Here is a 25,973-nt window from a genome sequence, read left to right on the forward strand (position 1 = left end):
GTATGGCGAAGACACGCGCGGGTCGAGGCAGACGCGGCGGCCGCTGGCTGCGATGGACTCTGTGGGGCCTGCTCGCGGCCGTGGCGCTGGTGATCGCCGGGATGCTGGTGTGGAGCCAGGTCGGTGTGATGTCGGCCGAGCCGGAGCCTCTCGCCCGGGCCGAGGCGAACCCCGGGCTGGTGATCGACGATGCCCCGCAGGGCGTCGTGCTGACGCCGGCTGCCGGCGGATCGACCCGCGGGCTGGTGTTCATCCCCGGGGCGAAGGTGCAACCCGAGGCGTACATCGCGATCCTGCAGGATGTGGCGGTCGAGCACGGCATCTCGGTCGTGATCACCCGCCCCTGGTTGAATCTGGCGTTCTTCGACCCGCGCGGTATGGACGCCTTCACGTCGGCGGCGCCGAACGTGGACACGTGGATGGTCGGCGGGCACTCGCTCGGCGGAGTGCGCGGTTGCCAACTCGCCGGTGACGCCGACGCGCTCGTGCTGTTCGCCTCGTACTGCGCGGCCGACCTGTCGGGTTCCGGGCTGCCGGTGCTGAGTATCTCGGGTAGCGAGGACGGCCTGTCGACGCCGCAGAAGATCGCCGATGCCCGGGACCTGCTGCCCGCGGATGCCGAGATGGTGCAGATCGACGGCGCAGCGCACGCGTCGTTCGGCGACTATGGCCCGCAAGCCGGCGACGGCACGCCGAGCATCTCGGACGACGACATGCGAACGCAGATCACCGAGCTCGTCAACGGTCTCGCGGACGAGCTCGGCTGATCGCCGATCAGCGGTCGGTACGGCTCAGCGTTCGAAGCCCTCGGCGATCATCTCGACAAGTTCCTCGCGCTCCTCGACCGGCAGGAACGCCGCCGCCGCCGCATTGAACTGGAATGTCTCGAGGTCGTCCAGGTCATAGCCGAACGCGTCGACCAGCAGACCCAGCTCACGCGTGAGCGTCGTACCGCTCATGGTGCGGTTGTCGGTGTTGACCGTCACCGAGAAGCCGAGCTGGTACAGCAGATCGAACGGGTGATCGGCGATCTCGTCGCCCCAGCGGGCGATCGCACCGGTCTGCACGTTCGACGACGGCGACATCTCCAACGGGATCTCGCGGTCACGCACCCAGCGCGCGAGGTCGCCGAACTGCACGTGCACCTCGTCGCCCTCCTGTTCGATGATCTGCAGATCCTCGGCCAGACGCACACCGTGTCCGAGGCGCAACGCGCGCCCGTCGATCAGTGCCGAGCGGATGGATGCCAGTCCGGCCGCCTCTCCGGCGTGTACGGTCACGGGGAAGAACTCCGACGCCAGGAAGTCGAAGGCGTCCCGATGCTGCGAGGCGGGGAATCCGTCCTCGGCACCGGCGATGTCGAAGCCGACGACGCCGCGCTCGCGGAACGCGACCGCGACCTCGGCGACTTCTCGGGCCCGGTTGTCGTGGCGCATCGCCGAGAGGATCTGTCCGACGCGAATGCCACCACCCGCAGCATCCACCTCGTCCTCGCCCTCTTCGATGCCGCGCTGCACGGCATCCACGGCCTGCGCGAGGCTGAGGCCGCCGCCGACGTGCTGCTCGGGCGCCCAGCGCACCTCGCCGTAGATCACACCGTCCTGCGCGAGGTCTACGACGAACTCACGCGCGATGCGCGTGAGCGCGCGCTCGGACTGCATCACCGAGGTGACCAGGTCGAACGTCTTCAAGTACTCGGTCAGCGATCCGGCATTCGACTGCTCGGCGAACCAACGGCGCAAGCCGCGGGCATCCGCCGCCGGGGTCGGGATACCGGCCTCATCGGCCAGTTCCAGAATCGTCGCGGGCCGCACGCCACCGTCCAGGTGGTCATGCAACGACACCTTGGGGAGTTCGCGCAGGGACAGTCCCTGGATCTTGCGGTCTTCGTTCTGCGCGTTGGTCATCGCGTCATCTCCTCGGCTGTGATCCGCTCTCGGACGATCGGGGTCGTATCGGGCGCCGCGTCACCGATCGCATAGGAGCCGTCGAGCGCCTCCAGGGCTCGGGCGAAGCGGCTTTCATCGTCGGCCGACAGGGTGAACAACGGCTGCCCCGCCGTGACGCGCTCCCCCGGCTTGACTGCGAGGTCGATTCCGGCAGCGTGCACGACGGCGTCCTCAGCACGCGCGCGCCCCGCACCCAGGCGCCAGGCCGAGATGCCGAACGCCAGAGCATCCATGCGGGTGACGAAGCCATCGCGCTCCGCCGTGACGACGTGGGTCTCACGGGGCTGCGGCAGCGGTGCGGTCGGATCGCCGTCTTGCGCGCGGATCATCGCATTCCAGCGGTCCATGGCACGCCCGTCGTCGAGCGCGGCCTCGACATCCGCGTCCGGCTGCCCGGCCAGACTCAGCATCTCGCGGGCCAGCGCGACCGTCAGTTCGCGCACGTCGGCGGGGCCGCCTCCGGCCAGCACCTCGACCGACTCGCGCACCTCGTTGGCGTTGCCGATCGCGCGGCCCAGCGGCGTGTTCATGTCGGTCAGCAACGCGGTGGTCGCCACCCCCGAGTCGGTGCCCAACGCGACCATCGTGCGAGCGAGTTCTCGGGCGCGATCGATGTCTTGCATGAACGCACCGTCGCCGAACTTCACGTCCAGCACCAGCGCGTCCGTGCCCTCGGCGATCTTCTTCGACATGATGCTCGACGCGATCAGCGGGATCGCCTCGACAGTACCGGTGATGTCGCGCAGCGCGTAGAGCTTCTTGTCGGCCGGCGCCAGGCCCGAGCCGGCCGCGCAGATCACCGCGCCGACCTCGCCCTGAAGCTGGGCGAACATCTCGTCGTTCGAGAGCGCGGCGCGCCATCCGGGAATCGCCTCGAGCTTGTCGAGCGTGCCACCGGTGTGACCGAGTCCACGACCGCTCAGCTGCGGCACCGCCACGCCGAACACGGCGACCAGGGGCGCCAGGGGCAGCGTGATCTTGTCGCCGACACCGCCCGTCGAGTGCTTGTCGACCGTGCGCTTGCCGAGCGCGGCGAAGCTCATCCGCTCGCCTGAGGCGATCATCGCGTCGGTCAGCACCCGGATCTCGTCGCGCTGCATGCCGCGCTGGAAGATCGCCATCGCGAACGAGGCCATCTGCGCATCCGAGACGTAGCCGCGCGTGTAGGCGTCGACCATCCAGCGCAGGGCCGCCTCGGGGACGACGCCTCCGTCGCGCTTGGCGCGGATGACGTCGATCGCGTCGAACGGCTCGATCGCGGTGGTGGCGTTCATCGGGCATCCTCCAGGTCTCGGGGCCCGAACGCGTCGGGAAGGACTTCATCGATGGTGCGGATGCCCGAAACGGTCTCGAGCAGCATGCCCGGCATCGCGTGCTCGAACAGCAGCTGGCGGCAGCGCCCGCACGGCATGATCGTCTCGCCGTCGTTGTTCACGCACACGAACGCGACCAACTGGCCCCCGCCAGACATGTGCAGGTCGCCCACCAGGGCACACTCGGCGCACAGCGTCACGCCGTACGACGCGTTCTCGACGTTGCATCCGGCGACGATCCGGCCATCCCCCACGAGGGCGGCCGCCCCTACGCGGTACCGCGAGTACGGTGCGTAGGCCTTGTGCATGGCATCGGTGGCGATCTGACGCAGCTCGTCCCAGTCGATGTCGGTCATCTCTCTCCTCTGTCGAAGCTACGACTTGATGTACGGCTCGCCATCGGCGGCCGGCGGGCGCGAGCGCCCGACGAGACCGGCGACGGCGAAGATCGTCACCACGTACGGCAGCATCAGCATGAACTGGCTCGGCACCGGAGAGCCGATGACGCTCAGCACGCCCTGCAGGTTGGTCGCGAAGCCGAACAGCAGTGCGGCGAGAGTCGCACGGATCGGGTCCCACTTACCGAAGATCACGGCGGCCAGAGCGATGAAGCCCGCGCCCGCCGTCATCTCCTGGTTGAAACGCGGCACCGAGACGAGCGTGTAGAACGCACCGCCCATGCCGGCCACGGCACCGGCCAGCAGAACCGCGCGGTAGCGCGTCGCCGCAACCTTGATGCCCACGGTGTCGGCCGCCTGAGGGTGTTCACCGACGGCGCGCAGGCGCAGACCCCAGCGCGTGCGATACAGCGAGTACGCGACCAGTGCGACGACGGCGTACATCAGGTAGACGATGAACGACTGCTGGAACAGGATCGGGCCGATGATCGGGATCTCGCTCAGCACCGGGATCGGCAGCACGGTGAACGTCTCGGGATTGTTCAGCGTCTCGGTGTTGGGTGCGAGCACCTGCCGGAACAGGAACGTCGTGATGCCGATCACCAGCACGTTGAGCACGACACCGACGATCACCTGGTTGACGTAGTACGTGATCGTGAACAGACCGAGCACCAGCGCGACCAGCATGCCGGCCACCATGGCCGCGATCAGGCCCGCCCACGGCGAGCCCGCCAGCGACGCCGCAACGGCCGCGGTGAATGCGCCGGCGAGCAGCTGCGCCTCGATGGCGATGTTGACGACACCGGCACGTTCGCCGATGACTCCGCCGAGGGCGCCGTAGATCAGTGGCGTCGCCAGAGCGAGCGCACCGGCGAGCAGACCGATCATCGGCAGCGTCGCGCCGGCAGCGGCCCAGGCGAGGAAACCGATCAGCAGCACGACCACGTAGACCACGATGAGCCACAGCGGGATCTTGCGGTGGCGCTGCACCAGTGCAGCGGCAGCTGCGGCGCACAGGGCCATGAGCAGCACGGCGACCCAGGCCGTCGGCGTGGCCGGAAGCACCACGTCGGGCACGGGGATCGCGGCGTTCTCCTTGCCGAGACGGAAGGTCGTCACCCCCTCGCGCGGAGCGAACAGCGGCAGTAGCGCGAACAGCACGGTGAAGATACCGAAGATGATCGGCGTCTTCCACGAGACGACGGCGATACGACGCGGCTCTTCCCGCTGCGCGTCGACCTGAGCGGTAGTGCTCATGCCGACACCTCCTTCTCTTCGTCAGAACCCGATGCCTGCGGCTTCGACGCGGCACGGCGCTTGGCCGCGATGCGCTTGCTGCGGCGTGACGGTCGCCCGGGCTGGGGCAGACCGAACATGGCGCGCACCAGCGGCGGCGCGGCGATGAACAGCACGATCAGCGACTGGACGACGAGGATGATCTCGACCGGGATGCCCTCAGCCGACTGCATCGTGAAGCCACCGGTCTTGAAGGCGCCGAACAGCAGGCCGGCTCCGAGGATGCCCAGCGGCGCCGATCTGCCGAGCAGCGCGACAGTGATCGCGTCGAAGCCGATGCCCGCGTCGATACCGCCGCTGAAGCCGCTGACCTCGGTGCCGAGCACCTGGCTGACGCCGGCGATACCGACCAACGCTCCGGCGATCAGCATGACCACGAAGTACATCCGGCCCACGTCGATACCGGCGACTCGTGCCGCGGCCGGGTTCTCGCCGACCGCACGGAAACGGAAGCCGAGCGCCGAACGCTCCAGCAGCCACCAGGTGAACGCGACGGCGAGCAGGGCGAGCAGGAAGCCGGCGTGCAGCTTGTACTGCGGGCCGAGCAGCTGCGGCAGCTGGGCCGTCTCGGCCATCGGAGCGGTCTTCGGGTTGCTCGATCCCGGCGCCTGCAGGATTCCCTGCGTGGCGAGCATCCAGGCCAGCAGATACACCGCGATGTTGTTGAGCATGATCGTCGTGATCACCTCGTGCGCACCGGTGCGCGCCTTCAGGAATCCGGCGATGCCGCCCCAGATCGCCGCAGCGGCCATACCGGCGACGATTGCGGCGACCAGGTGCAGCCCGATCGGCAGATCCATCGCGGTGGCGACGTAGCCCGCCGCGGCGGCGGCCATCAGCATCTGCCCCTGACCACCGATGTTGAACAGACCCGCGCGGAACGCCAGTCCGACACCGAGGCCTGCGGCGATCAGCGGCGTGGCGAACTTCAGAGTCTCGGTCAGCGGTCGGATGCCGGCCGCGAACGTGTCGGCGTTGTAGTTGTAGATCGCGCCGCGGAACAGCGCCGCGTATGCGCCGGCGACGGCATCCCAGATCGCGACGAACGTGTCGGCGGGCTGGGCGAAGAAGTACCCGGCTGCGGCCTGGACGTCTTCATCAGTCGCGGCGATCATGATCGAGCCGACGAGTACGGCCAGCAGCACGGCGAGCAACGAGATGATGCCGTTGCCGTGCACGATCGCCTGCAGGGTCACCTGCCAGCGCGAGGGAGCGACCTTCGTCTCGGGATCGGCCAGCGGATTCGACGTCTGCATGGTGTTCATGCGATCTCCCCGTTCTGGTCGCCGCGCGCCGGCGCCTCGGTTGCCTCGGCAAGGGCGGCCGTCTCGCTCATGCCGGCCATCATCAGGCCGAGCGTCTCGCGGGATGTGTCGCCGGGAACGATGCCGACGATGCGGCCGCGATACATCACCAGGATGCGATCCGCGAGCGCCGACACCTCGTCGAGCTCGGTCGAGATGAGGATCACCGGTACACCGGCGTCACGCGTCTCGACGATGCGTTTGTGGATGAACTCGATCGAGCCGACATCCACACCGCGGGTGGGCTGCGCCGCGACGAAGAGCGACAGGTCACGGCTGAGCTCGCGCGCGAGCACGACCTTCTGCTGGTTTCCGCCCGAGAGACGGCCCGCCGACTGTGTCGGGCCCTGTGTGCGAATGTCGAACTCGGCGATCTTCTCGTGCGCGAAGCTCTCGAGCAGACCGCGCTGCACGCTGCCGGCGACGACGAACGGCGCGCCGAAGGAGCGGTCGAGCATGAGATTCTCCGAGATGGAGAACTCCTTGACCAGGCCGTCGACGCTGCGGTCCTCGGGCACGAAGCCGACCCCGGATTCGAGGATGTGGCGCACCGAACGCCCGACGAGTTCCTTGCCGTCGAGGCGGATGCTGCCGCGCACGTCGTCCTGCAGACCGATGATGGCTTCGGTGAGCTCGGTCTGGCCGTTGCCCTGCACACCGGCGATGGCGAGCACCTCGCCGCCGCGCACCTCGAAGCTGGCTCCGTCGACGGTGACGGTGCCCACCTCGTCGGCGACGGTCAGGTCGCTGACGACGAGACCGTTCTCGCGCAGCGTGGGGGCGTCTTTGGTGACGGTGAGCTCGACCGCGCGTCCGACCATGAGGGAGGCGAGTTCGGCGTTGGATGCCGTCGGCTCTGCCTCGCCGACGACCTTGCCGAGTCGGATGACGGTGATTCGGTCGGCGACCTCGCGCACCTCGCGCAGCTTGTGCGTGATGAAAACGATCGAGGTGCCCTGCGACTTGAGCTGACGCATCGTCGCCATCAGCTCGTCGGTCTCCTGCGGCGTGAGTACGGCGGTCGGCTCGTCGAACACGAGCACCCGCGCGTCGCGTGAGAGCGCCTTGATGATCTCGACCCGTTGCTGCACACCGACGGGGAGGTCTTCGACGAGCGCATCGGGATCGACCTGGAACCCGAAACGGTCCGAGATCTCGCGCACCTTCGCGCGGGCGGCCGCCAGGTCGAGACGTCCACCGAACGTCGTCTGCTCGTGCCCGAGCATGACATTCTCGGCGACGGTGAAAACGGGGATCAGCATGAAGTGCTGATGCACCATGCCGATGCCGGCTGCCATCGCGTCACCCGGGCCGTCGAACTCCTGCTCCACATCGTTGAGCAGGATCTCGCCCTCATCGGCCTGGTACAGACCGTAGAGGACGTTCATCAGCGTCGACTTGCCGGCACCGTTCTCGCCGAGCAGGCAGTGGATCTCCCCTGCCTCGACGGTGAGGTCGATGTGGTCGTTGGCCGTCAGCGCGCCGAATCTCTTCGTGATACCGCGCAGTTCAAGCTTCATGTTGTTGATCCTATTCGGGCAGCCGTCCTGATCGGGAGGGCCCGACAGGCAGAATCGGGGAGGTCGGCAGCTGCCGACCTCCCCGATCCGATGGCATCAGCCTGCGAGGTACGAGGTGACCTCGACCTTTCCGTCGATGATGTCCTGGCGGAGCTGGTCGACCTCGTCCTGCAGTTCCTGGTCCACCTTGTCGGCGAAGTTGTGCAGGTCAGCGATACCGACGCCCTCGTTCTCGAGAGTGCCGACGTACGCCTCGGGGTCGAACTCACCGTTGCCGCTGGACAGCACGGCCTGGTAGGTCGACAGGTCCATGGCCTTGAGCACCGAGGTCAGCACGACGTCTGCGGTGCTCGGGTCGGTGACGAACAGGTCGGCGTCAGCACCGATCAGGGCGATGTCCTTGCCGGACTCCTTGATGGCCTGCTGAGCCGACTGGTAGATCGGTCCACCCACGGGAAGGATGACGTCCACACCCTGGTCGAGGATGTTCACGGCGACCTGCTTGGCGTCCTGGTTGGCCTCGAAGCCACCCGTGAACGAGCCGGTCGAGCCGTCCCAGCCGACGACCTCCACGTCGGCGCCCTTGACCTCGTTGTAGTGGTCGACGCCCTGCTTGAAGCCGTCCATGAAGATCGTCACGGTCGGGAACTCGCGTCCACCGAAGGTGCCGACCTTTCCGGTGGTCGAGTATCCGGCCGACAGGTAGCCGGCGAGGAACGCGGCCTGAGCCGTGTCGTACAGCAGCGGCTTGACGTTGTCGGCGTCCTTGGTGCCATCGAAGTCGTTGTCGGCGGCGTCGTCGACAAGGATGAAGTCGATCTCGGGGTTTGCCGAGGCTGCCTCGACCGTTGCGGCCGACAGCGCGAAGCCGACGGCGACGATGGCGTCGCAGCCCTCGCCGACCAGGTTGGTCATGTTGGGGCCGTACTCGGTCTCGGCGTTGGACTGCACGTCCTTCAGCTCGACGCCGAGCTCGTCAGCGGCCTTCTTGGCACCCTCGAACGAGAGCTGGTTGAACGACTTGTCGTCGAACCCGCCCTCGTCGGAGACGATGCAGGGCAGGAAGTCGAGGGCTTCAGAACCGCCATCGCCCGCGGGCGTGTCGGTGGGCGCCTGACCGCACGCGGCCAAGCTGAGGACGACGCCGGCAGCGACCGTCGCGCCGAGCAGCTTCTTGGTGATGGAGATGGACACTCATGCCTCCCTGAACGGTTCCGCGGACATCGCGGATCGATCGAGATTACCGAGTGTTACGCGCCGCTCGCATTACGGATCGCAGTGCGCTCGCGAAAGGTTACAGATCTGCAATGATCACGCGCGGCGCGCACGAGAGCCACCTCGGGCACCGCTCAGAGGACGTCATCCCGCCCCGTGATCTTCAGCGATTCCACGACGCCCTTGACCCGCTGCGCGTGCTCCACCGTGGTCACCAGCAGGGCGTCGTCCGTGTCGACGACCACAATGTCCTTCACACCGACGAGGCTGATCACCCGCGAGGTCTGACTCACCAGGATCCCGCTGGCGGCATCCGAGAGCACGCGGGCCTTGGGGCCGAGCACGGCGAGATCGTTCTTGCGCCCGTGCGTGATCAACTTGGTGAGCGAGGCGAAGTCGCCGACGTCATCCCAGTCGAAGTGTCCGGGGATCACCGCGAGGTGACCGCGCTCGGCGGCGGGCTCCGCCACCGCATAGTCGATGGCGACCTTCTTCAGAGTCGGCCAGATGCGATCCACCGCGGGTCCGCGACGTTCGCGGTCGTCCCACGCCTCGGCGAGCTCGAGCAGACCAGCGTGCAGATCCGGCTCGTTCGCGGCGAGTTCCTCGAGCAGCACACTCGCCTTGGCGATGAACATCCCCGCGTTCCACAGGTAGTCCCTGTCGGCAAGGTACTGCTTGGCGGTCTCGAGGTCGGGCTTCTCGACGAAGCGTTCAACCAGCGTCGCCTCGGGCGCGCCGTCCACCACGATCTCGCCAGCGCGCTTGATGTACCCGAAGCCGACCGAGGGCTCGGTGGGGGGAATGCCGATCGTGACGATGTAGCCCTGCCGCGCGACCTGCACCGCCTGTTGCACGGCCCATTCGAACACCTGTGTGCCTCGGATGACGTGATCGGCACTGAACGACCCGATGATCACGTCAGGATCGCGGCGGTGCAGGATCGCCGCCGCCAGGCCGATCGCGGCGGCCGACTCGCGGGGCTCGGATTCGAGGAACACGTTCGCATCCGGGATGCCCGGCAGCTGGCCCTCCACGGCGGCGCGGTGCGCACGGCCGGTGACCACGGCGATGCGGTCCTCACCCGCCAGCGGCACCAGGCGGTCCCACGTGTCGCGCAGCAGGGAGTGCCCCGATCCGGTGAGGTCGTGCAGGAACTTCGGTGCGTCCGCCCGCGAGAGGGGCCACAGCCGGCTCCCGATGCCGCCAGCGGGGATCACCGCGTAGAAGTCGTCGATTCTGGCCATGGCATCCAACCTATCCGGCACCTCACCCTGCCCCTGTGCCACCCGCCGACGACGCGCTAAGGTTCCCCTTCGTCGCACCCAGCGTTCTGACAGGAATAGGATGGGTGCGGCGGGGCATGCCCTCACGCAAGCACCCGACATCTCATCGATCAGGGAGGACGACGTGTCCACGAGCACACGCTTGACACCGTCGATTTCGGAGACGACCTCGAAGTCTCCGCGCGGAACGCTCTATCGCGGCCGGGAAGGCATGTGGTCCTGGGTGCTGCATCGCATCACCGGCGTGGCGATCTTCTTCTTCTTGCTGGTGCACGTGCTCGACACGGCGCTCATCAGGGTCTCGCCCGAGGCGTACGACGCGGTCATCGGCACCTACAAGAACCCCATCATGGCGTTCGGTGAGGTCGTGCTGGTCGCCGGCATCGTCTTCCACGCCATGAACGGTCTGCGGATCATCCTGGTGGACTTCTGGGCCAAGGGCGCCCAGTACCAGCGCCAGATGTTCTGGATCGTCATCGGCGTGTGGGCGGTCGTGATGGCCGGATTCATCCCGCGTCACCTCGGCCTCGCGTTCGCCGGATTCGGAGGGGACCACTGATGTCCACCCAGACTGCTGTTCCCGTCGCCCGCCGTCAGCGCGGCATCAACCTCGAGAAGTGGGGCTGGCTGTTCATGCGCGGCTCGGGCGTACTGCTCGTCGTGCTGATCTTCGGCCACCTGTTCGTCAACCTGATGCTCGGCGAGGGCATCCACGCGCTGGACTTCGGCTTCGTCGCCGGCAAGCTCGCGTCTCCCTTCTGGCAGTGGTGGGACGTGCTGATGCTGTGGCTGGCGCTGATCCACGGGTCCAACGGCATGCGCACCATCGTCAACGACTACGTCACCCACCCGAAGGCGCGCAAGGCGCTGGTGTGGGCCCTCGGCCTGGCCGCCGGCCTGCTGATCATCCTGGGCACCCTCGTGGTGTTCACGTTCGACCCCTGCGCTGGCGTCTTCGAGGACGGCACGCTGTGGGAGACCTGCCAGGCACTTGGCGAGTAACGAAGAAGGCAGACACAGAGTGACTACTCAGACCCAAGATTCCGTCGTCCGCGACGGCGTGCATTACCACCAGTTCGACGTCGTCATCGTCGGCGCCGGCGGCGCCGGCATGCGTGCCGCGATCGAGGCGGGTCCCGGCGCGAAGACGGCCGTGATCTCGAAGCTGTACCCCACGCGCTCGCACACCGGTGCGGCGCAGGGCGGTATGGCTGCGGCGCTCGCGAACGTCGAAGACGACAACTGGGAGTGGCACACCTACGACACCGTCAAGGGTGGCGACTACCTGGTCGACCAGGATGCCGCTGAGATCCTGGCCAAGGAGGCCATCGACGCGGTCATCGACCTCGAGAACATGGGTCTGCCGTTCAACCGCACGCCCGACGGCAAGATCGACCAGCGCCGTTTCGGCGGCCACACCGCCGAGCACGGCAAGAGCCCGGTGCGACGCGCGTGCTACGCCGCCGACCGCACCGGCCACATGATCCTGCAGACGCTGTTCCAGAACTGCGTCAAGCTGGGCATCAACTTCTTCAACGAGTTCTACGTGCTCGACCTGATCACGGTCAAGGACGACGCCGGCGCCACCCAGGTCGCTGGTGTGGTCGCCTACGACCTCGCCACGGGTGAACTGCACGTGTTCCAGTCGAAGGCCGTCGTGTTCGCGACCGGTGGGTTCGGCAAGATCTTCAAGACGACCTCCAACGCGCACACCCTCACGGGTGATGGCGTCGGGATCATCTGGCGCAAGGGCCTGCCTCTGGAGGACCTGGAGTTCTTCCAGTTCCACCCGACCGGTCTGGCCGGCCTCGGCATCCTCCTCACCGAGGGTGCGCGCGGTGAGGGCGCGATCCTGCGCAACGCCTCGGGTGAGCGCTTCATGGAGCGCTACGCCCCCACCATCAAGGACCTCGCACCGCGCGACATCGTCGCCCGCAGCATGGTGCAAGAAGTGGCTGAGGGCCGCGGCGCCGGCCCGCACCGCGACTATGTGCTGCTGGACTGCACGCACCTGGGCGCAGAGGTGCTCGAGACCAAGCTGCCGGACATCACCGAGTTCGCCCGCACCTACCTGGGCGTCGACCCGGTGGTCGAGCCCGTGCCGGTCATGCCGACCGCGCACTACGCGATGGGTGGCATCCCCACCAACAACGACGCCGAGGTGCTCTCGGACAACTCCACCGTCGTTCCGGGGCTGTACGCCGCGGGTGAGTGCGCGTGCGTCTCGGTGCACGGCTCGAACCGCCTCGGCACCAACTCGCTGCTCGACATCAACGTCTTCGGCAAGCGCGCCGGCCGCAACGCCGTCGAGTACGCGAAGAACGCCGAGTTCGTGCCGCTGCCCGAGAACCCCGCTGCGTTCGTCAGCGACATGATCGAGGGCCTGCGCAACAACCAGGGCACCGAGCGCATCGCCGTGCTGCGCAAGAAGCTGCAGGACGAGATGGACAAGGGCGCTCAGGTGTTCCGCACCGAGGAGTCGCTCACCCACGTGCTGGGTGTCATCGAAGAGCTCCGCGAGCGCTACAAGAACGTGCACGTCGACGACAAGGGCCGCCGGTTCAACACCGATCTGCTCGAGGCCGTCGAGCTCGGCTTCCTGCTCGACATCGCCGAGGTCGTCGTCTACGCCGCACGCAACCGCCACGAGAGCCGCGGCGGCCACATGCGCGACGACTTCCCCAAGCGCGATGACGAGAACTTCATGAAGCACACCATGGCGTACCTGGTCGGCGACCCGCACTCGTCGGATGCCGCCGATCACATCAAGCTGGACTGGAAGCCCGTGGTCGTCACGAACTACCAGCCGATGGAGAGGAAGTACTGATGTCCACCGCAGTCGTCGATCCCGAGACCGCTGCCCAGGCCGAAGCCGCGGACGCGGCGGCCGACTCGGGCGTGCAGTCCTTCCTCGTGACGTTCAACATCCGCCGCTTCGACCCCGAGGTCGACGAGGAGCCGCGTTGGGTGGACTACGACGTCGAGCTGTACGCCACCGACCGCGTGCTCGACGCGCTGCACAAGATCAAGTGGGAGGTCGACGGCTCGCTGAGCTTCCGTCGGTCGTGCGCCCACGGTATCTGCGGCTCCGACGCCATGCGGATCAACGGCCGCAACCGTCTCGCGTGCAAGACGCTGATCAAGGACCTCGACATCTCGAAGCCGATCTACGTCGAGGCCATCAAGGGCCTGCCGCTCGAGAAGGACCTGATCGTCGACATGGAGCCGTTCTTCGCCTCCTACCGCGAGGTGCAGCCGTTCCTGATCGCGAACTCGACGCCTGAGAAGGGCAAGGAGCGCGTGCAGTCGATCACCGACCGCGCGATCTTCGACGACACGACCAAGTGCATCCTGTGCGCCGCGTGCACCTCGTCCTGCCCGATCTTCTGGACCGACGGTCAGTACTTCGGGCCCGCCGCGATCGTGAACGCGCACCGCTTCATCTTCGACTCGCGTGACGACGCCGGTGATGTGCGTCTGGACATCCTCAACGACAAGGAGGGCGTGTGGCGCTGCCGCACGACCTTCAACTGCACCGAGGCCTGCCCGCGTGGCATCGAGGTCACCAAGGCGATCGCCGAGGTGAAGCAGGCTGTCCTCAGCGGCGGCCGCTGACGCGGATCGCTACTCTGGGGACGTGAGCGCCAGCGAACCCGACGTGACCTTGGCCGCCAGTCCGCGTGAAAAACGTGGACTGGCGGCCAAGGCCGTTCATGAGGAACAGGCTCTGCGTGAGCGCTGGGAGGCCACGCAAGAGAACCTGCGGGAACGTTTCGATGTTCCGATCGCCCGGGCGACGACACTGACCCGGCGCACGCTCGCGCTGTTCCCAGTGCGGGTGTGGCGCAACTTCCTGCAGAACCAGGGGTTCCTGCTGGCTGCGGGCGTCAGCTATCAGACTCTGTTCGCCGCGTTCGCCGCCATCTACGTCGCCTTCGCGGTGGTCGGATTGTGGCTGGGCAATGATCAGGACGCCATCGACGGCCTGATTCACGTGATCAACACGTTCGTGCCCGACATGATCAGCGAGAACGGGATCGCGACACCCGACGATGTGCGCACGATCACCCGCGGGATGACCGGCACGTTCAGCATCACGGGTTTCATCGCTCTCGGCGCCCTGATCTGGACGGCCATCGGCGCGATCTCTTTCGCGCGCCGCGCGGTGCGGGGCGTGTTCGGCATCGCGCCCGACCGGCGCAACTACTTCCTACTCAAGTCGCTGGACCTCATGGCCGCGCTCACGTTCGGGCTCGGGCTTCTGCTCGGCACCGCGCTGAGCACCATGGCCACCTGGGCGCTGAACCTCGTGTTCGATCTCATCGGCATCAGTAATTCCTCGGCACTGTTCAATACCGGGGTGCGCCTCATCACCCTGGTCGTGCTGTACGGGATCAATACCGCGCTGATGGCGGCACTGTTCCGCTTTCTCACCGGCACGAGCCTGACGTGGCGGCGGATCCTGCCCGGTGCACTCCTCGGTGCGAGCGCCACGACCCTGCTGCAGCTCGGCTTCGGTCTGTTTCTGTCGTACTCGCCGTCGAACCCGCTGTTGGTGACGTTCACGGTGTTCATCGTGCTGCTGCTGTGGTTCCGGCTGATCGGCATCGTGCTGCTGGTGTCGGCGTCCTGGATCGCCGTGGCCGCGTCCGACGACCACATCGCGCTCATTCCGCAAACCGAGGCCGAGCGGCTGGCCGCCGAGCACCAGGCGCTGCTGCTGGCCGCCCAGGTGCGGTTGCGCACCGCGGTCGACGAGCGCGATTCCGCCCCCTGGTATCGCCGTTGGGCGGCGGATCGCGCCCTGCGCGCCGCGCAGGAGGAGCTCGAGCAGGTGGAGGATGCCACTCCCCCGGCCCCCACCGCCCGGCGCGGGGCGAGGCGTGTCGGTGGCGATCGTTAGGCTGGGTGCATGCCCCATCTGCGTATCGCCTCTGTCAACGTCAACGGCATTCGAGCGGCGGTGCGCAACGGCATCCACGCGTGGTTGGACGCCGCCGACGTCGACGTTCTGACGGTTCAAGAGGTGCGCGGTGAAGACGAGCATCTCGCCGCTGCATTCCCCGATTGGTCGATTGTTCACGACAAGGCGACCGCCAAGGGACGCTCCGGGGTCGCGATCGTGAGCCGTGACCCCGCTCTGGCCGTGCGCACCGCCTTCGGCGACGACGACTTCGACTCGGCGGGTCGCTGGATCGAGGCCGACTTCACGCTCGGAGGCACACCGCTGACCGTGGTCAGCGCGTATGTGCACACCGGTGAGGCTGACACCCCGAAGCAGGACGAGAAGTGGCGCTTCCTCGATGCGATGACCACACGCATGTCGGAGCTCGGGGGCGAGGGACGTCTGGCACTCGTCACCGGTGACCTCAACGTCGGGCACCGCGAGCTCGACATCAAGAACTGGCGGGGCAACCGCAAGAAGTCCGGCTTCCTGCCCCGTGAGCGGGCCTACTTCGATCGCTTCCTGGGCACCGGCGGAGAGCAGATCACCGGCGTCGACGGCACCGTCGGCCCCGGCCTCGGCTGGGTCGACATCGGCCGGGCGCACCACGGCGAGGTCGAAGGGCCCTACACCTGGTGGTCGATGCGCGGTAAGGCTTTCGACAATGACAGTGGCTGGCGCATCGACTATCACCTCGCCACACCTGCGCTGGCCGAGCGCGCGACCGGCTACACGATCGCCCGGGCCGCGACCTACGCCGAACGCTGGAGCGACCACGCGCCGGTCATCGTCGACTACACGTACGAATAGGATTGACCTCGTGACCAAACCACGCCTTTACTCCGGAATGCAGCCCTCCGCCGACTCCCTCCAGGCCGGCAACTACATCGGGGCTCTCCTGCAGTGGCGTGACATGCAGGCCTCGTACGACGCGTTCTTCTCAGTGGTCGACCTGCATGCCATCACGGTGGCCCAGCAACCCGAAGAGCTGCGTGAGAAGACCCGGCGCACGGCGGCGCAGTACATCGCCGCGGGCATCGAGCCGTCGAAGTCGACGCTGTACGTGCAGTCGCACGTGCGCGCGCACGCCGAGCTGGCCTGGATCCTCAGCACCATCACCGGCTTCGGTGAAGCCGGCCGAATGACACAGTTCAAAGACAAGTCGCAGCGCTACGGCTCGGACGCGACGTCGGTGGGTCTGTTCACCTATCCGGTGCTGATGGCCGCCGACATCCTGCTGTACCAGAGCGAGCTCGTGCCGGTCGGCGACGACCAGAAGCAGCATGTGGAACTGACCCGCGATCTCGCCGAGCGCTTCAACAGCCGCTTCGGCACGACCTTCACGGTACCGACTCCGGTGATCCAGAAGGACACCGCGCGTATCTACGATCTGCAGAACCCGACCTCGAAGATGTCGAAGTCGGCCGAGACCGATGCCGGTGTGCTCTGGTTGCTGGATGACCCGGCGAAGTCGGCGAAGAAGATCATGCGCGCGGTCACCGACAACGAGGGCTCGGTGCGATTCGACCGCGAGGCCAAGCCCGGTGTGTCCAACCTGCTCACGATCTACGCGGCTCTCACCGGCCGCCAGGTCGGGTCCATCGAGGACGAGTACGCCGGCCGGGGCTACGGCGACTTCAAGAAGGGGCTCGCCGAGGTGGTCGTGAACGAGTTCGGCCCGGTGCGCGAACGTGCGAACGAGCTGCTGGCCGATCCCGCTGAGCTCGACCGCATCCTGGCCGTGAACGCGGCGAAGGCGGATGCTGTCGCCGATGCCACCCTCGCCGACGTCTACGACAAGGTAGGTCTGCTGCGTCGCGTGTGACGCACCGCAGACCCGTCTGGAGGAACTCCGTTGACTTCGCCCGATCTGCCGTCGATCCCGCCGCCTCCGCCGAGCGGTGCGTATGCGGTTCCGGTGGGCGGTTACACCGCTCCCCCCGGTTCTGCACCGGCACCGTTCGCTCCGCCCGCGCCGAGCAAGACCCTGGGGGCGCTCGCACTGGTCGCCGCCTTCCTCGCCGCGGTGGTCGCACCGATCATCGGGGCGAGTCTCGCGTTTGTCATCGGCACGGTTGTCCCCGCAACCGCGCTGGACGTCGACACGACGTTCACCGACGATCTCGCGTTGCTCTCGCCGGCGCGGATGCACGTGCTGTGGGCCGAGATCACCTTCTGGGCGGCCACGGTCGTCGGCGTCGCCGCCATCGTGATCGGCATCATCGCCGGCGTCACACGTCGTGGGCGTGGGATGGGCATCGCGGCGATCGTGATCGCGGCAGTCGGCCCAGTGTTCTTCTTCGTCGGCGTCGCGATTCTGTTCGGCATCGGCACCGCTGTCGGCACACTCTGAAGCATCGGTGCGACGGTCTGTACCGCCGCACCGCAAGGTGTCAGCCGCGCGAGTGGTGCTTCTGCTGCGCGGCCAGCAATCCCTCGTCGACGAGCTGCTCGACAGCATCTGCCAGGTCGGAGAGGAAGATCGGCAGCGTCTTATGCTCGACGGTCCCGAACGGTGCGAGCACCCAGTCTGCGGGGTCCTGCCGCCCCGGCGGACGGCCGATCCCGGCGCGCACGCGGGGAAAATCGGCGGTGCCCAGGGCACGCGCGACATCGCGCACTCCGTTGTGCCCGCCGTGGCCGCCTCCGGTCTTCATGCGGATGCTGTCGAACGGGATGTCCAGCTCGTCGTGGATCACGAGCACCCGCTCGGGGTCGACCGAGTAGAACCTGGCCAGCGCCGCCACGGGAGTGCCGGAAGTGTTCATGTACGAGTTGGGCTTGGCCAGCACGAGCTTGTCGCCGCCGGGACGCAGCCACGTCTCGACGACGCGCGCTCCCGCCTTGTGCTCGCGGAAGCGCTCGCCCCGGCGATCGGCCAGTTCGTCGAGCACCATCTGCCCGATATTGTGACGGGTCGGCGCGTAGCGCGGGCCGGGATTACCCAGTCCCACGATCAACCAGGTGGATGCCACGTGCTGCTCCTCAGAAAGTCAGGTCAGGGGAATAGACGAAGGGGACGCGATGACTCGCGCCCCCTTCGTCGACATCAGCGGCGGATCACTCCGCGGCGGCCTCCGAAGCCTCAGCGGCCTCAGCAGCGTTCTCTTCAGCAACCTCAGCGGCCGGCACCGACACGGCGACCAGCAGCAGGTCGGCGTCATCCAGCAGAGCGGCGCCCTTGGGCAGGGTGACGTCGCCGGCGGTGATGTGAGCGCCCTCTTCCAGGCCCTCGACGCTGACCTCGACGTGCTCGGGGATGTGCGTGGCCTCGACCTCGAGCTTGATGGTCGTGACGTCCTGAGTCACGATCGTGCCCGAGAACGACTCACCGGTCAGGAAGACGGGAACCTCGACGGTGACCTTCTCGCCCTTGTTGACGACCAGCAGGTCGATGTGCTCGATGATCTGGCGCACGGGGTCCTTCTGCACGTCCTTGACCAGCACGAGCTGCGAGGTGCCCTCGATGTCGAGGTCGAGCAGCGCGTTGGCACGGCGGATGATCAGCGAGACCTGGTGGCCGGGAAGCGCGACGTGCACGGGGTCGGTGCCGTGGCCGTAGATGACTGCGGGGATCTTGCCCTCGGCGCGCAGACGGCGGGCGAAGCCCTTGCCGAAGTTGGTGCGGAGGTCGACGTGGACCTTGTTGTCATCAGACATGAGTGGTTCTCCTTCAAGACGCGCGACTGGCGCCGCACGGTGGTCGTGGATCGACGTCTCGAACACGGACGAGGAACCAGCGTGCTCATCTGACCACAGGGCTCACATCACCGCGTCGATTACGGATGTGCGCGCACGCGCGACACATCCCTCGCCGAGGAACTCCTTCATCGTACCCGAAACGCCGATATGCTGAAGCCATGTTTGATGCCGCATTCCTGTCTCACGCGATCCTCTGGCTGATCGGCGCCATGTCCCTCGGTGCGGTCGTGGCCGTCTCTGTCGCCCTGTTCGCCATGGGCCGCGACGCCTACCGCAAGGACTGATCCCCCGACGGGGCCGGCCGGCACCGTCACATTCGCCGTAGGCCGCGTGCGCACGAGTACGCTGAGATCGATCCACCCGTTGCCCTCGAGGAGTTCACTGTGCCCGAAGCATCTGCCAACATCGGAGTCGTCGGCTTGGCCGTGATGGGGTCGAACCTGGCCCGGAATCTGGCGTCTCGCGAGGGCAACATGGTGGCGGTGCTGAACCGTTCGCGGTCGAAGACCGATGAGCTGGTGGCCGCGCACCCCGAGGCGGGTTTCGTTCCGGCGTTCTCGTATGAGGAGTTCGCGGCGTCGCTTCAGCGACCGCGCACGGCGATCATCATGGTCAAGGCCGGTGGGCCGACCGACGCGGTCATCGATGAGCTGGTGCGGGTCTTCGAGCCCGGCGACATCATCGTCGACGGCGGCAACGCCTACTTCCCCGACACGATCCGCCGCGAACGTGCGGTGCGTGAGACCGGGATCAACTTCGTCGGTGCCGGGATCTCGGGCGGCGAGGAGGGCGCGCTGACGGGCCCGTCGATCATGCCGGGCGGCTCGGATGAGTCGTGGGTGACCCTCGGGCCGATCCTGCGGTCGATCGCGGCGGTCGCCGAGGGCGAGCCGTGTGTGACGCATGTGGGTCATGACGGTGCCGGGCACTTCGTGAAGATGGTGCACAACGGCATCGAGTACGCCGACATGCAGCTGATCGCCGAGGCGTATGACCTGATCCGCCGCGGCACGGGCAAGACCCCCGCGCAGATCGCCGACATCTTCGCCGAGTGGAACCGCGGCGAGCTGGAGTCGTACCTGATCGAGATCACCGCCGAGGTGCTGCGTCAGGTCGATGCCGCGACCGGGCAGCCGCTGGTCGATGTGATCGTCGACCAGGCCGGCGCGAAGGGCACCGGCGCGTGGACCGTGCAGACCGCTCTCGCCCTGGGCGTTCCGGTCTCGGGCATCGCCGAGGCCACCTTCGCCCGCTCACTGTCCAGCCACCCCGAGCAGCGTGCCGCCGCCGCCCACCTGCCCGGCCCCGACGAGGCATTCACCGTCCCGGCAGATCAGGTCGAGGCGTTCATCGAAGACGTCCGCCAGGCCCTCTACGCGTCCAAGATCGTCGCCTACAGCCAGGGGTTCGATGAGATCCGCGCCGGGGCGGCCGAGTACGACTGGAACATCGACCTCGGTGCGATCGCGAAGATCTGGCGCGGCGGGTGCATCATCCGCGCCCAGTTCCTCAACCGCATCGCCGACGCCTACACCGACACCCCCGACCTGCCCGTCCTGATGGCCGCGCCGTACTTCGCCGACGCCCTCACCCGCGGGCAGGACGCGTGGCGGCGCGTCGTCATCGCCGCCGCGACCGCCGGCATCCCCGCCCCCGCGTTCTCGTCGTCGCTGTCGTACTACGACGGCATCCGCGCCGACCGCCTCCCCGCCGCCCTCGTACAGGGACAGCGCGACTTCTTCGGCGCGCACACCTACCGCCGCACCGACAAGCCCGGCACCTTCCACACCCAGTGGTCTGGTGACCGCACCGAAATCGAAGCCGAAGACACCCACTGACACCACATGTGAAGAGGGGCGAACGCATCGCGCGTTCGCCCCTCTTCGTGCTCTGACGAGGTCTCGCTCACTCAGACAACGATGTTGTGGTTGCTGCGGAACATGTTGCGCGGATCCCATTGCGCCTTCAACGCGCGCAGACGTGCGTACGCATCGGGAGTGAACATCTCCGGAACGGCCTCGGGCGATGGCTCGTGCGTGAAGTTGCTGTACTGCGCGACGCGTCGTTCCTGAATGCGCGCAGTATCGGCCACGAGCGAGGTCCGCTCGGCATCGTCGACGACGCCGGGCACGTCGAAACCACCGGCCATGATGAACCAGGTGGCGTCCCGGGCCGGGAAGGGAGTGCTGTGTTGCGGAACGGCTCCATACGCCCCGCCCAGCGAGCGCATCAGGACCACGGATGTCGGATACGTCGCACGCAGCGCGACCAACTCGTCGATGAGATCGTCATCCAGCGAGGCGAACAGCCCGTTGCCTCCGATGAAGGCCGGCGGCGCCTGCTCGGGGTCGGCGAACCCGGGCGGCTCATCCAGCACGTCGCGATAGGCGCAGGTCGCGACTTCTACGGTGATTCCGTCGACGGCTTCGACGCCGGCAAGTGCTTCGCGCAGGGCCGCCTCATCGTCCCCTGCCCAGACGGCCACCAGCGCGGCACCGGGTGGCGCGCTGGGATCCATCGGCGGAACATCGAGGTACGTCGTGGTCAGCGCATGCGGCGCGTCGATCATCGCGTCACGCGCCGCCCGAAGCACCGCACCGGCATCCGTCGCCCCGGCGTACTGCGCACGGACGACTGTCGGCAAACGGTGCGCGGCGAAGTCGAAACGCGTCACGACCCCGAAGTTGCCACCGCCGCCGCGCAGCGCCCAGAACAGCTCGGGATGTGCCTGTGGCGAGGTCTCGATCACCGTCCCGTCAGCCGTGACGACCTGCGCACCGACCAGCTGGTCGACCGCCAAGCCCCAGCACCGGGTCATCCAGCCGATGCCGCCGCCGAGCGTGAGGCCGCCGACCCCCACGGTCGTCGTGTCACCCGAGCTGATGGCCAGTCCGTCTTCGGCGAGCCTCGCGGCCACCTCGCCCCACGTCGCTCCTCCCCCGATGCTCACCGTCGTGCCGTCGACGGAGACACCGGAGAGCGACGCGAGCTCGATCCGCACACCCGGTTGCTCTACCAGTGCCCACGGCCCATGCCCACCGGCGACGACGGAGACGGGAAGATCGTGGTGCCGCGCATGCTGCACGGCGTTGACGACGCCGGCGACGTCGGTCGGGGTGAACACGGATTGCTGGGTCATGACGCTTGACGATAGACCTCGGCACGGACATCCGAAACCGTGCCCGCGTCGCCACGGCCGACTCACAGGCGGCACACAGCGGAACCTATGGATATTCGATGATCCAGGTCGCAGAATAGGCGCATGAGCACCGAGCACCCCGAACTCCGCCGCCCTGACGGATCGCCGCTGCGCATCCTCGCCGTCGACGACGAGGCCATGCTCACCGATCTGCTCGCGATGGCCCTGCGCATGGAGGGCTGGGAGGTCCGCACCGCGGGCTCGGGCCTCGAAGCGCTGCAGGTCGCGCAGGAGTTCGAACCGGATGCCCTGGTGCTGGATGTCATGATGCCCGACCTCGACGGCATGAGCGTGCTGCGCCGGCTGCGCGAGTCGGGCAACCTCGTACCCGTGGTGTTCCTCACGGCGAAGGACGCCGTGGCCGACCGCATCGCAGGACTCACGGCCGGCGGCGACGACTACGTCACGAAGCCCTTCAGCCTCGAAGAGGTGATCGCCCGTCTGCGCGCCGTGATCCGGCGCTCTGGGCAGGGGCAGGCCGAGGACGAACAGGCCATCCTGCGGGTCGCAGACCTGTCTCTGAACGAGGACAGCCATGAGGTCATGCGCGGTGACGACGAGATCGAGCTGACCGCAACCGAGTTCGAGCTGCTGCGCTTTCTGATGCGCAACGAACGCCGAGTGCTGTCGAAGGCGCAGATCCTCGACCGCGTATGGAGCTACGACTTCGGCGGCAAGTCATCGGTGGTCGAGCTGTACATCTCGTATCTGCGCAAGAAGATCGATGCCGGGCGCACTCCCCTGCTGCACACGGTGCGCGGCGTCGGCTACATGATCAAAGCGCCCCAGTAGGACATCGCCATGCTCGCCGCTCCGCTGAGCCTGCAGGCCCGGCTGATGGCCGCGGTGATCGGGTTCGTCAGTCTCATCCTGGTGATCGTCGCGATCATCACCAGTGCCACGCTCGGCAACACGCTCGAGATCCGGCTGCAAGAGCAGGTCAACGGTGCTGCCGCCGAGACCGTACCGCTGGTGACCAGCCGCGCCCAGACCGCATCGATCCTCGGCGAACCGCTCACCGCCGAGTATGCAATGGAGGGACAACGCGTCCCCGCCAACAGCCTGTTGCTGATGGTCGCGCCCCCGAGCACGGCCCCCTCAGGCATCATCGTCACCCCCGACGACCGCACGGTGCTCTCCGGGGCGGATCTGCTGACATTGACCTCGGCTCTGCAGCACTCGCGCAACGCGACGGTGACCCTGCCGGACTTCGGGTCGTACCGCGTGACGGTCGATCAGACCGACAACGGCGTGCTGGTGATCACGGGGCTCCCGCGGGCAGACGTCCAGCACACCATGACCTCGCTGTTCACGACCATCGCGCTGGCGACGCTCGGCGGCCTCATACTGCTCGCGATCACCACCGCACTGACGATCAGTATGGGCTTGCGTCCGCTGCGCGCCGTCGCCGCCACGGCGACGCGCGTCGCAAGTCAGCCGCTGGACCGTGGTGAGGTGACGATCACCGAGCGCGTGCCCGAGTACGAGGCCGACGCGCGCACCGAGGTGGGACGGGTGGGCGTCGCCCTGAACACGTTGCTCGATCACGTGGATGAGTCGCTCGCCGCGCGGCAGCGCAACGAGGATCGGATGCGACGTTTCGTCGCGGATGCCAGCCATGAGCTGCGCACGCCGCTGGCGTCGATCCGCGGGTACTCGGAGCTCTCGCTGCGCGCCCTGAGCCAGGGGGACGGACCGGATGCCCTGCAGCACACGACCTCGGCGCTGGAGCGCATCCAGGCGCAGTCTCTGCGGATGACCCGTCTGGTCGAAGACCTGCTGCTGCTGGCGCGCCTCGATGAGGGCACCGAACTCGTGCACGGCACCGTGGATCTGTCGCAACTGGCCGTCGAGGCGGTTGCCGATGCGCAGCCCACCGGTCCTGAGCACGTGTGGAAGCTGGAGGCCCCCGAAGAGCCGGTGCTCGTGCCGGGTGACACCGGGCGACTGCATCAGGTGGTCGGGAACCTGCTTGCGAACGCCCGGACGCACACGCCACCCGGCACCACGATCACGCTGAGCGTGGCGGCGGTCGACGGCGGCGCCGAGCTGCGCGTGCACGATGACGGCCCGGGTATCGATCCCCAGGTGCGCGACGAGCTGTTCGCCCGCTTCGCTCGCGGCGACGTGTCGCGCGCACGCCAGAGCGGCGGCACCGGCCTGGGCCTCGCCATCGCGAAGGCGATCGTCGAGGGACACGGCGGGTCGATCACCGTCACCAGTGAGCCGGGCGATACGTCGTTCACCGTGCACCTGCCTGCGGCACGCACCGCTTCGTCGGAGACGCCGGCTCAGTAACCCGCGAAGGCGTCGGTCGTCAGTCCGTGCGCCTTGTGCAGCGCCGGCGCCAGGTCGGCGATCAAACGGGGCGGGCCCGAGATGAACGCGTGCCGTGCGGCGAGGTCGGGAACCACGCGCTCGAGACCCTCGGCGTCGAGGCGTACGCCGCGCGGCCAGGACCAGTGCGCGGGCAGGTCGGCCGGCGCGTCGCGCGTGAAGACGATCGTCGGCACCCCGGTCGCCTCCAGCTCCGCGCGGAAGGCGAGCTCGGCGGCCGAGGAGGCGACGTACACCAGCACGATGTCGCGTTCAACGCCGGTCGCCTGCAATTGCCGTAGCTGTGAAACGAACGGCGTCACACCGATACCTGCCGCGACCATCAGCACGGGTGCGCCACCCCGGGGCAGCACGAAGTCGCCCCAGGTGCCCGTGACACCCAGCACCGCGCCCGGTTCGGCGGCCTTCAGCGCGCGCTTGTAGCTGGACGGATGCTTCTGATCGCCGTCCTTGTAGGCGATGCGCAGAGTCGGCAGGTCGGCGGGAGCCGAGACGATGCTGAACTCGCGCCGGGTGCCGCGGGCATCCGGATTGCGGTGCGGCACCTCGAGCTCGACGTACTGTCCGGCGATGAACGACAGGCGCCCCTTCGCGCGGAACGTGAGTTCCTGTGCGGTCGGCGTGATGAACTCGCGCCGGGTGAGGACGAGCCGCACGGATGTGCGCACGGCGAAGGCGAAAGCGAGCAGGTTGCCGATCAGCAGGGCGCGCTCCTGCCCGAGTGTGAACAGCCCGCCGATCGCGATCGGCCACCCTGCCAGGATGCCGACGAGTACGGCGACACTGAACTGCTGCCAGCGGCGCGGGGGCAGCGTGAGCGGCTCAGACAGCATGAAGATACCGAGGAACAGGTACGGCGACTGCAGCAGCGCAAAGCCGATGGCATCCGACAGCGCGAACGACAGCCCCGCGTTCTGCGCGAGGGCTGCCTGCCGTACCACGGCGACGCCGACCGCGACGAGCAGGAAGACGAGTACGACGCGCACCTTCTCGGTGCGCCACAGCACGATCAGTCCGAGCACGGCGACCGGCAGCGCGAGTGCGGGGGTGCCCACCCACCACGACGAGAACGTACCGATTCCGGCGATGGTGACCACAGCGGCACCGAACGCCGCGGGGTTCAGGATGTGACGGCCTCGCCACGCGATGACGTACTTCGACGCCGCGGCGAGTGCGCCGCCGAGAGCGTTGCCGGCGAGTCCCGGCACCGTGAGCGACGGTTGCAGCACGAACAGCAGGATCAGCGCCGTCACCAGCGACGACTCGATGCGCCAGGGCAGGTGCAGCAAGCGCTGCGCCGCGGCGTCAACGGCCGAAATCGCGACGACCAGTACCGCGAAGGATGCCAGGATTTCGAGCGCCGACGGGGCGACGAGCCCCGCCAGCGACAGTCCGAGGGCGATGACCCCCAGAGCGAGCAGGGCGAAGAGCACGAGCCGGTACATCGAGAGGGCGCCGAGGAGCGCGAGGGTCCGCTGCCGCAGCGCCGTGAGAGAGGTGATCACACCT

At 67.6% G+C, this 25,973-nt stretch carries 25 protein-coding genes; 13 read left to right on the forward strand and 12 right to left on the reverse strand.

From position 1 onward, the window contains the following. The first annotated feature begins 2 nt into the window (after nucleotides 1-2). On the forward strand, nucleotides 3-767 hold the full coding sequence (locus tag ACLD0U_RS12340; RefSeq protein ID WP_410340787.1) for an alpha/beta hydrolase: 765 nt from the start codon (nucleotides 3-5) through the stop codon (nucleotides 765-767). A gap of 24 nt (nucleotides 768-791) precedes the next feature. Here the strand turns inward: ACLD0U_RS12340 and ACLD0U_RS12345 are convergent, their stop codons facing one another. The 8 genes from ACLD0U_RS12345 to ACLD0U_RS12380 all read right to left on the reverse strand — a co-directional run bounded on the left by ACLD0U_RS12345 (nucleotide 792) and on the right by ACLD0U_RS12380 (nucleotide 10,242). Continuing rightward, entirely contained in the window at nucleotides 792-1,907 is a 1,116-nt protein-coding gene (locus tag ACLD0U_RS12345) for an adenosine deaminase (protein ID WP_179410348.1), read from the reverse strand. Further along, the gene (locus ACLD0U_RS12350) at nucleotides 1,904-3,223 is read right to left on the reverse strand and encodes a thymidine phosphorylase (protein ID WP_410340788.1); all 1,320 of its coding nucleotides are present in this window, start codon (nucleotides 3,221-3,223) and stop codon (nucleotides 1,904-1,906) included. The genes ACLD0U_RS12345 and ACLD0U_RS12350 overlap by 4 nt, the downstream gene beginning before the upstream one ends. Further along, nucleotides 3,220-3,618 (reverse strand): cytidine deaminase, encoded by a 399-nt coding sequence (locus ACLD0U_RS12355; RefSeq protein ID WP_179410346.1) that lies wholly within the window; start codon nucleotides 3,616-3,618, stop codon nucleotides 3,220-3,222. The genes ACLD0U_RS12350 and ACLD0U_RS12355 overlap by 4 nt, the downstream gene beginning before the upstream one ends. Nucleotides 3,619-3,636: 18 nt before the next feature. Further along, nucleotides 3,637-4,917 carry an ABC transporter permease gene (locus ACLD0U_RS12360; protein WP_410340789.1) on the reverse strand — a complete coding sequence of 427 codons (1,281 nt, stop codon included), beginning with the start codon at nucleotides 4,915-4,917 and terminating at the stop codon, nucleotides 3,637-3,639. Then, nucleotides 4,914-6,221 carry an ABC transporter permease gene (locus tag ACLD0U_RS12365; protein WP_179410344.1) on the reverse strand — a complete coding sequence of 436 codons (1,308 nt, stop codon included), beginning with the start codon at nucleotides 6,219-6,221 and terminating at the stop codon, nucleotides 4,914-4,916. The genes ACLD0U_RS12360 and ACLD0U_RS12365 overlap by 4 nt, the downstream gene beginning before the upstream one ends. Then, complete coding sequence (locus ACLD0U_RS12370) at nucleotides 6,218-7,780, reverse strand: ABC transporter ATP-binding protein (RefSeq protein ID WP_179410343.1); 1,563 nt, start codon at nucleotides 7,778-7,780, stop codon at nucleotides 6,218-6,220. The genes ACLD0U_RS12365 and ACLD0U_RS12370 overlap by 4 nt, the downstream gene beginning before the upstream one ends. Before the next feature lie 96 nt (nucleotides 7,781-7,876). Then, nucleotides 7,877-8,974: a BMP family protein gene (locus ACLD0U_RS12375; protein ID WP_206551720.1), complete on the reverse strand. Its 1,098-nt coding sequence runs from the start codon at nucleotides 8,972-8,974 to the stop codon at nucleotides 7,877-7,879. A gap of 155 nt (nucleotides 8,975-9,129) precedes the next feature. Continuing rightward, a complete protein-coding gene (locus ACLD0U_RS12380; RefSeq protein ID WP_179410341.1) occupies nucleotides 9,130-10,242 on the reverse strand; it encodes a mannose-1-phosphate guanylyltransferase in 1,113 nt (370 codons plus the stop codon). A 163-nt stretch (nucleotides 10,243-10,405) separates the two neighbouring features. Between ACLD0U_RS12380 and sdhC the strand changes: the two genes are divergently transcribed. From sdhC to ACLD0U_RS12420, 8 genes are read left to right on the forward strand one after another with little or no spacing between them, the layout of a single operon-like run. Further along, the gene (sdhC, locus tag ACLD0U_RS12385) at nucleotides 10,406-10,840 is read left to right on the forward strand and encodes a succinate dehydrogenase, cytochrome b556 subunit (RefSeq protein WP_222447121.1); all 435 of its coding nucleotides are present in this window, start codon (nucleotides 10,406-10,408) and stop codon (nucleotides 10,838-10,840) included. Continuing rightward, a complete protein-coding gene (locus ACLD0U_RS12390; RefSeq protein ID WP_179410339.1) occupies nucleotides 10,840-11,283 on the forward strand; it encodes a succinate dehydrogenase hydrophobic membrane anchor subunit in 444 nt (147 codons plus the stop codon). Before sdhC ends, ACLD0U_RS12390 begins: the two co-directional genes overlap by 1 nt. 19 nt (nucleotides 11,284-11,302) lie before the next feature. After that, entirely contained in the window at nucleotides 11,303-13,108 is a 1,806-nt protein-coding gene (gene sdhA, locus ACLD0U_RS12395; protein ID WP_206551717.1) for a succinate dehydrogenase flavoprotein subunit, read from the forward strand. Beyond that, the gene (locus ACLD0U_RS12400; protein ID WP_218847923.1) at nucleotides 13,108-13,896 is read left to right on the forward strand and encodes a succinate dehydrogenase iron-sulfur subunit; all 789 of its coding nucleotides are present in this window, start codon (nucleotides 13,108-13,110) and stop codon (nucleotides 13,894-13,896) included. Before sdhA ends, ACLD0U_RS12400 begins: the two co-directional genes overlap by 1 nt. Nucleotides 13,897-13,918: 22 nt before the next feature. Continuing rightward, nucleotides 13,919-15,184 carry a YihY/virulence factor BrkB family protein gene (locus tag ACLD0U_RS12405; RefSeq protein WP_410340790.1) on the forward strand — a complete coding sequence of 422 codons (1,266 nt, stop codon included), beginning with the start codon at nucleotides 13,919-13,921 and terminating at the stop codon, nucleotides 15,182-15,184. A 9-nt stretch (nucleotides 15,185-15,193) separates the two neighbouring features. Further along, a complete protein-coding gene (locus ACLD0U_RS12410; protein ID WP_410340791.1) occupies nucleotides 15,194-16,036 on the forward strand; it encodes an exodeoxyribonuclease III in 843 nt (280 codons plus the stop codon). A gap of 10 nt (nucleotides 16,037-16,046) precedes the next feature. Further along, complete coding sequence (gene trpS, locus ACLD0U_RS12415) at nucleotides 16,047-17,051, forward strand: tryptophan--tRNA ligase (protein WP_179410336.1); 1,005 nt, start codon at nucleotides 16,047-16,049, stop codon at nucleotides 17,049-17,051. A 30-nt stretch (nucleotides 17,052-17,081) separates the two neighbouring features. Next, nucleotides 17,082-17,579 (forward strand): hypothetical protein, encoded by a 498-nt coding sequence (locus ACLD0U_RS12420; RefSeq protein ID WP_410340792.1) that lies wholly within the window; start codon nucleotides 17,082-17,084, stop codon nucleotides 17,577-17,579. 40 nt (nucleotides 17,580-17,619) lie between these two features. Here the strand turns inward: ACLD0U_RS12420 and pth are convergent, their stop codons facing one another. Beyond that, entirely contained in the window at nucleotides 17,620-18,201 is a 582-nt protein-coding gene (gene pth / locus ACLD0U_RS12425; protein WP_410340793.1) for an aminoacyl-tRNA hydrolase, read from the reverse strand. An 85-nt stretch (nucleotides 18,202-18,286) separates the two neighbouring features. Further along, on the reverse strand, nucleotides 18,287-18,886 hold the full coding sequence (locus ACLD0U_RS12430; RefSeq protein ID WP_206551713.1) for a 50S ribosomal protein L25/general stress protein Ctc: 600 nt from the start codon (nucleotides 18,884-18,886) through the stop codon (nucleotides 18,287-18,289). A gap of 200 nt (nucleotides 18,887-19,086) precedes the next feature. On the opposite strand from ACLD0U_RS12430, the gene ACLD0U_RS12435 reads away from it, so the two are divergent. After that, complete coding sequence (locus tag ACLD0U_RS12435; RefSeq protein ID WP_274367323.1) at nucleotides 19,087-19,212, forward strand: hypothetical protein; 126 nt, start codon at nucleotides 19,087-19,089, stop codon at nucleotides 19,210-19,212. Between the two features lie 99 nt (nucleotides 19,213-19,311). After that, the gene (gene gndA, locus ACLD0U_RS12440) at nucleotides 19,312-20,766 is read left to right on the forward strand and encodes an NADP-dependent phosphogluconate dehydrogenase (protein WP_410340794.1); all 1,455 of its coding nucleotides are present in this window, start codon (nucleotides 19,312-19,314) and stop codon (nucleotides 20,764-20,766) included. A gap of 71 nt (nucleotides 20,767-20,837) precedes the next feature. Here gndA and ACLD0U_RS12445 read toward each other — a convergent pair whose 3' ends face one another. Continuing rightward, entirely contained in the window at nucleotides 20,838-22,067 is a 1,230-nt protein-coding gene (locus ACLD0U_RS12445; protein WP_179410331.1) for an FAD-binding oxidoreductase, read from the reverse strand. Nucleotides 22,068-22,190: 123 nt separating this feature from the next. On the opposite strand from ACLD0U_RS12445, the gene ACLD0U_RS12450 reads away from it, so the two are divergent. Next, nucleotides 22,191-22,919 carry a response regulator transcription factor gene (locus ACLD0U_RS12450; RefSeq protein WP_179410330.1) on the forward strand — a complete coding sequence of 243 codons (729 nt, stop codon included), beginning with the start codon at nucleotides 22,191-22,193 and terminating at the stop codon, nucleotides 22,917-22,919. Nucleotides 22,920-22,928: 9 nt separating this feature from the next. Next, nucleotides 22,929-24,425 carry a sensor histidine kinase gene (locus ACLD0U_RS12455; protein WP_179410329.1) on the forward strand — a complete coding sequence of 499 codons (1,497 nt, stop codon included), beginning with the start codon at nucleotides 22,929-22,931 and terminating at the stop codon, nucleotides 24,423-24,425. Here ACLD0U_RS12455 and ACLD0U_RS12460 read toward each other — a convergent pair. Then, nucleotides 24,419-25,969: a flavodoxin reductase gene (locus ACLD0U_RS12460; protein ID WP_206824757.1), complete on the reverse strand. Its 1,551-nt coding sequence runs from the start codon at nucleotides 25,967-25,969 to the stop codon at nucleotides 24,419-24,421. The two genes, ACLD0U_RS12455 and ACLD0U_RS12460, sit on opposite strands and share 7 nt — an antisense overlap. Nucleotides 25,970-25,973 lie beyond the last annotated feature (4 nt).

Source organism: Microbacterium sp. 2216-1, from assembly GCF_046507855.1.
In the GTDB taxonomy this organism is placed as follows: domain Bacteria; phylum Actinomycetota; class Actinomycetes; order Actinomycetales; family Microbacteriaceae; genus Microbacterium; species Microbacterium esteraromaticum_C.

Excerpts from the sequence above, each read along its gene's own strand:
- ACLD0U_RS12340 (WP_410340787.1), top strand. The coding sequence starts at position 3 with ATGGCGAAGACACGCGCGGGTCGAGGCAGACGCGGCGGCCGCTGGCTG.
- ACLD0U_RS12345 (WP_179410348.1), bottom strand. The coding sequence starts at position 1,907 with ATGACCAACGCGCAGAACGAAGACCGCAAGATCCAGGGACTGTCCCTG.
- ACLD0U_RS12350 (WP_410340788.1), bottom strand. The coding sequence starts at position 3,223 with ATGAACGCCACCACCGCGATCGAGCCGTTCGACGCGATCGACGTCATC.
- ACLD0U_RS12355 (WP_179410346.1), bottom strand. The coding sequence starts at position 3,618 with ATGACCGACATCGACTGGGACGAGCTGCGTCAGATCGCCACCGATGCC.
- ACLD0U_RS12360 (WP_410340789.1), bottom strand. The coding sequence starts at position 4,917 with ATGAGCACTACCGCTCAGGTCGACGCGCAGCGGGAAGAGCCGCGTCGT.
- ACLD0U_RS12365 (WP_179410344.1), bottom strand. The coding sequence starts at position 6,221 with ATGAACACCATGCAGACGTCGAATCCGCTGGCCGATCCCGAGACGAAG.
- ACLD0U_RS12370 (WP_179410343.1), bottom strand. The coding sequence starts at position 7,780 with ATGAAGCTTGAACTGCGCGGTATCACGAAGAGATTCGGCGCGCTGACG.
- ACLD0U_RS12380 (WP_179410341.1), bottom strand. The coding sequence starts at position 10,242 with ATGGCCAGAATCGACGACTTCTACGCGGTGATCCCCGCTGGCGGCATC.
- ACLD0U_RS12390 (WP_179410339.1), top strand. The coding sequence starts at position 10,840 with ATGTCCACCCAGACTGCTGTTCCCGTCGCCCGCCGTCAGCGCGGCATC.
- ACLD0U_RS12400 (WP_218847923.1), top strand. The coding sequence starts at position 13,108 with ATGTCCACCGCAGTCGTCGATCCCGAGACCGCTGCCCAGGCCGAAGCC.
- ACLD0U_RS12410 (WP_410340791.1), top strand. The coding sequence starts at position 15,194 with ATGCCCCATCTGCGTATCGCCTCTGTCAACGTCAACGGCATTCGAGCG.
- ACLD0U_RS12430 (WP_206551713.1), bottom strand. The coding sequence starts at position 18,886 with ATGTCTGATGACAACAAGGTCCACGTCGACCTCCGCACCAACTTCGGC.
- ACLD0U_RS12435 (WP_274367323.1), top strand. The coding sequence starts at position 19,087 with ATGTTTGATGCCGCATTCCTGTCTCACGCGATCCTCTGGCTGATCGGC.
- ACLD0U_RS12445 (WP_179410331.1), bottom strand. The coding sequence starts at position 22,067 with ATGACCCAGCAATCCGTGTTCACCCCGACCGACGTCGCCGGCGTCGTC.
- ACLD0U_RS12450 (WP_179410330.1), top strand. The coding sequence starts at position 22,191 with ATGAGCACCGAGCACCCCGAACTCCGCCGCCCTGACGGATCGCCGCTG.
- ACLD0U_RS12455 (WP_179410329.1), top strand. The coding sequence starts at position 22,929 with ATGCTCGCCGCTCCGCTGAGCCTGCAGGCCCGGCTGATGGCCGCGGTG.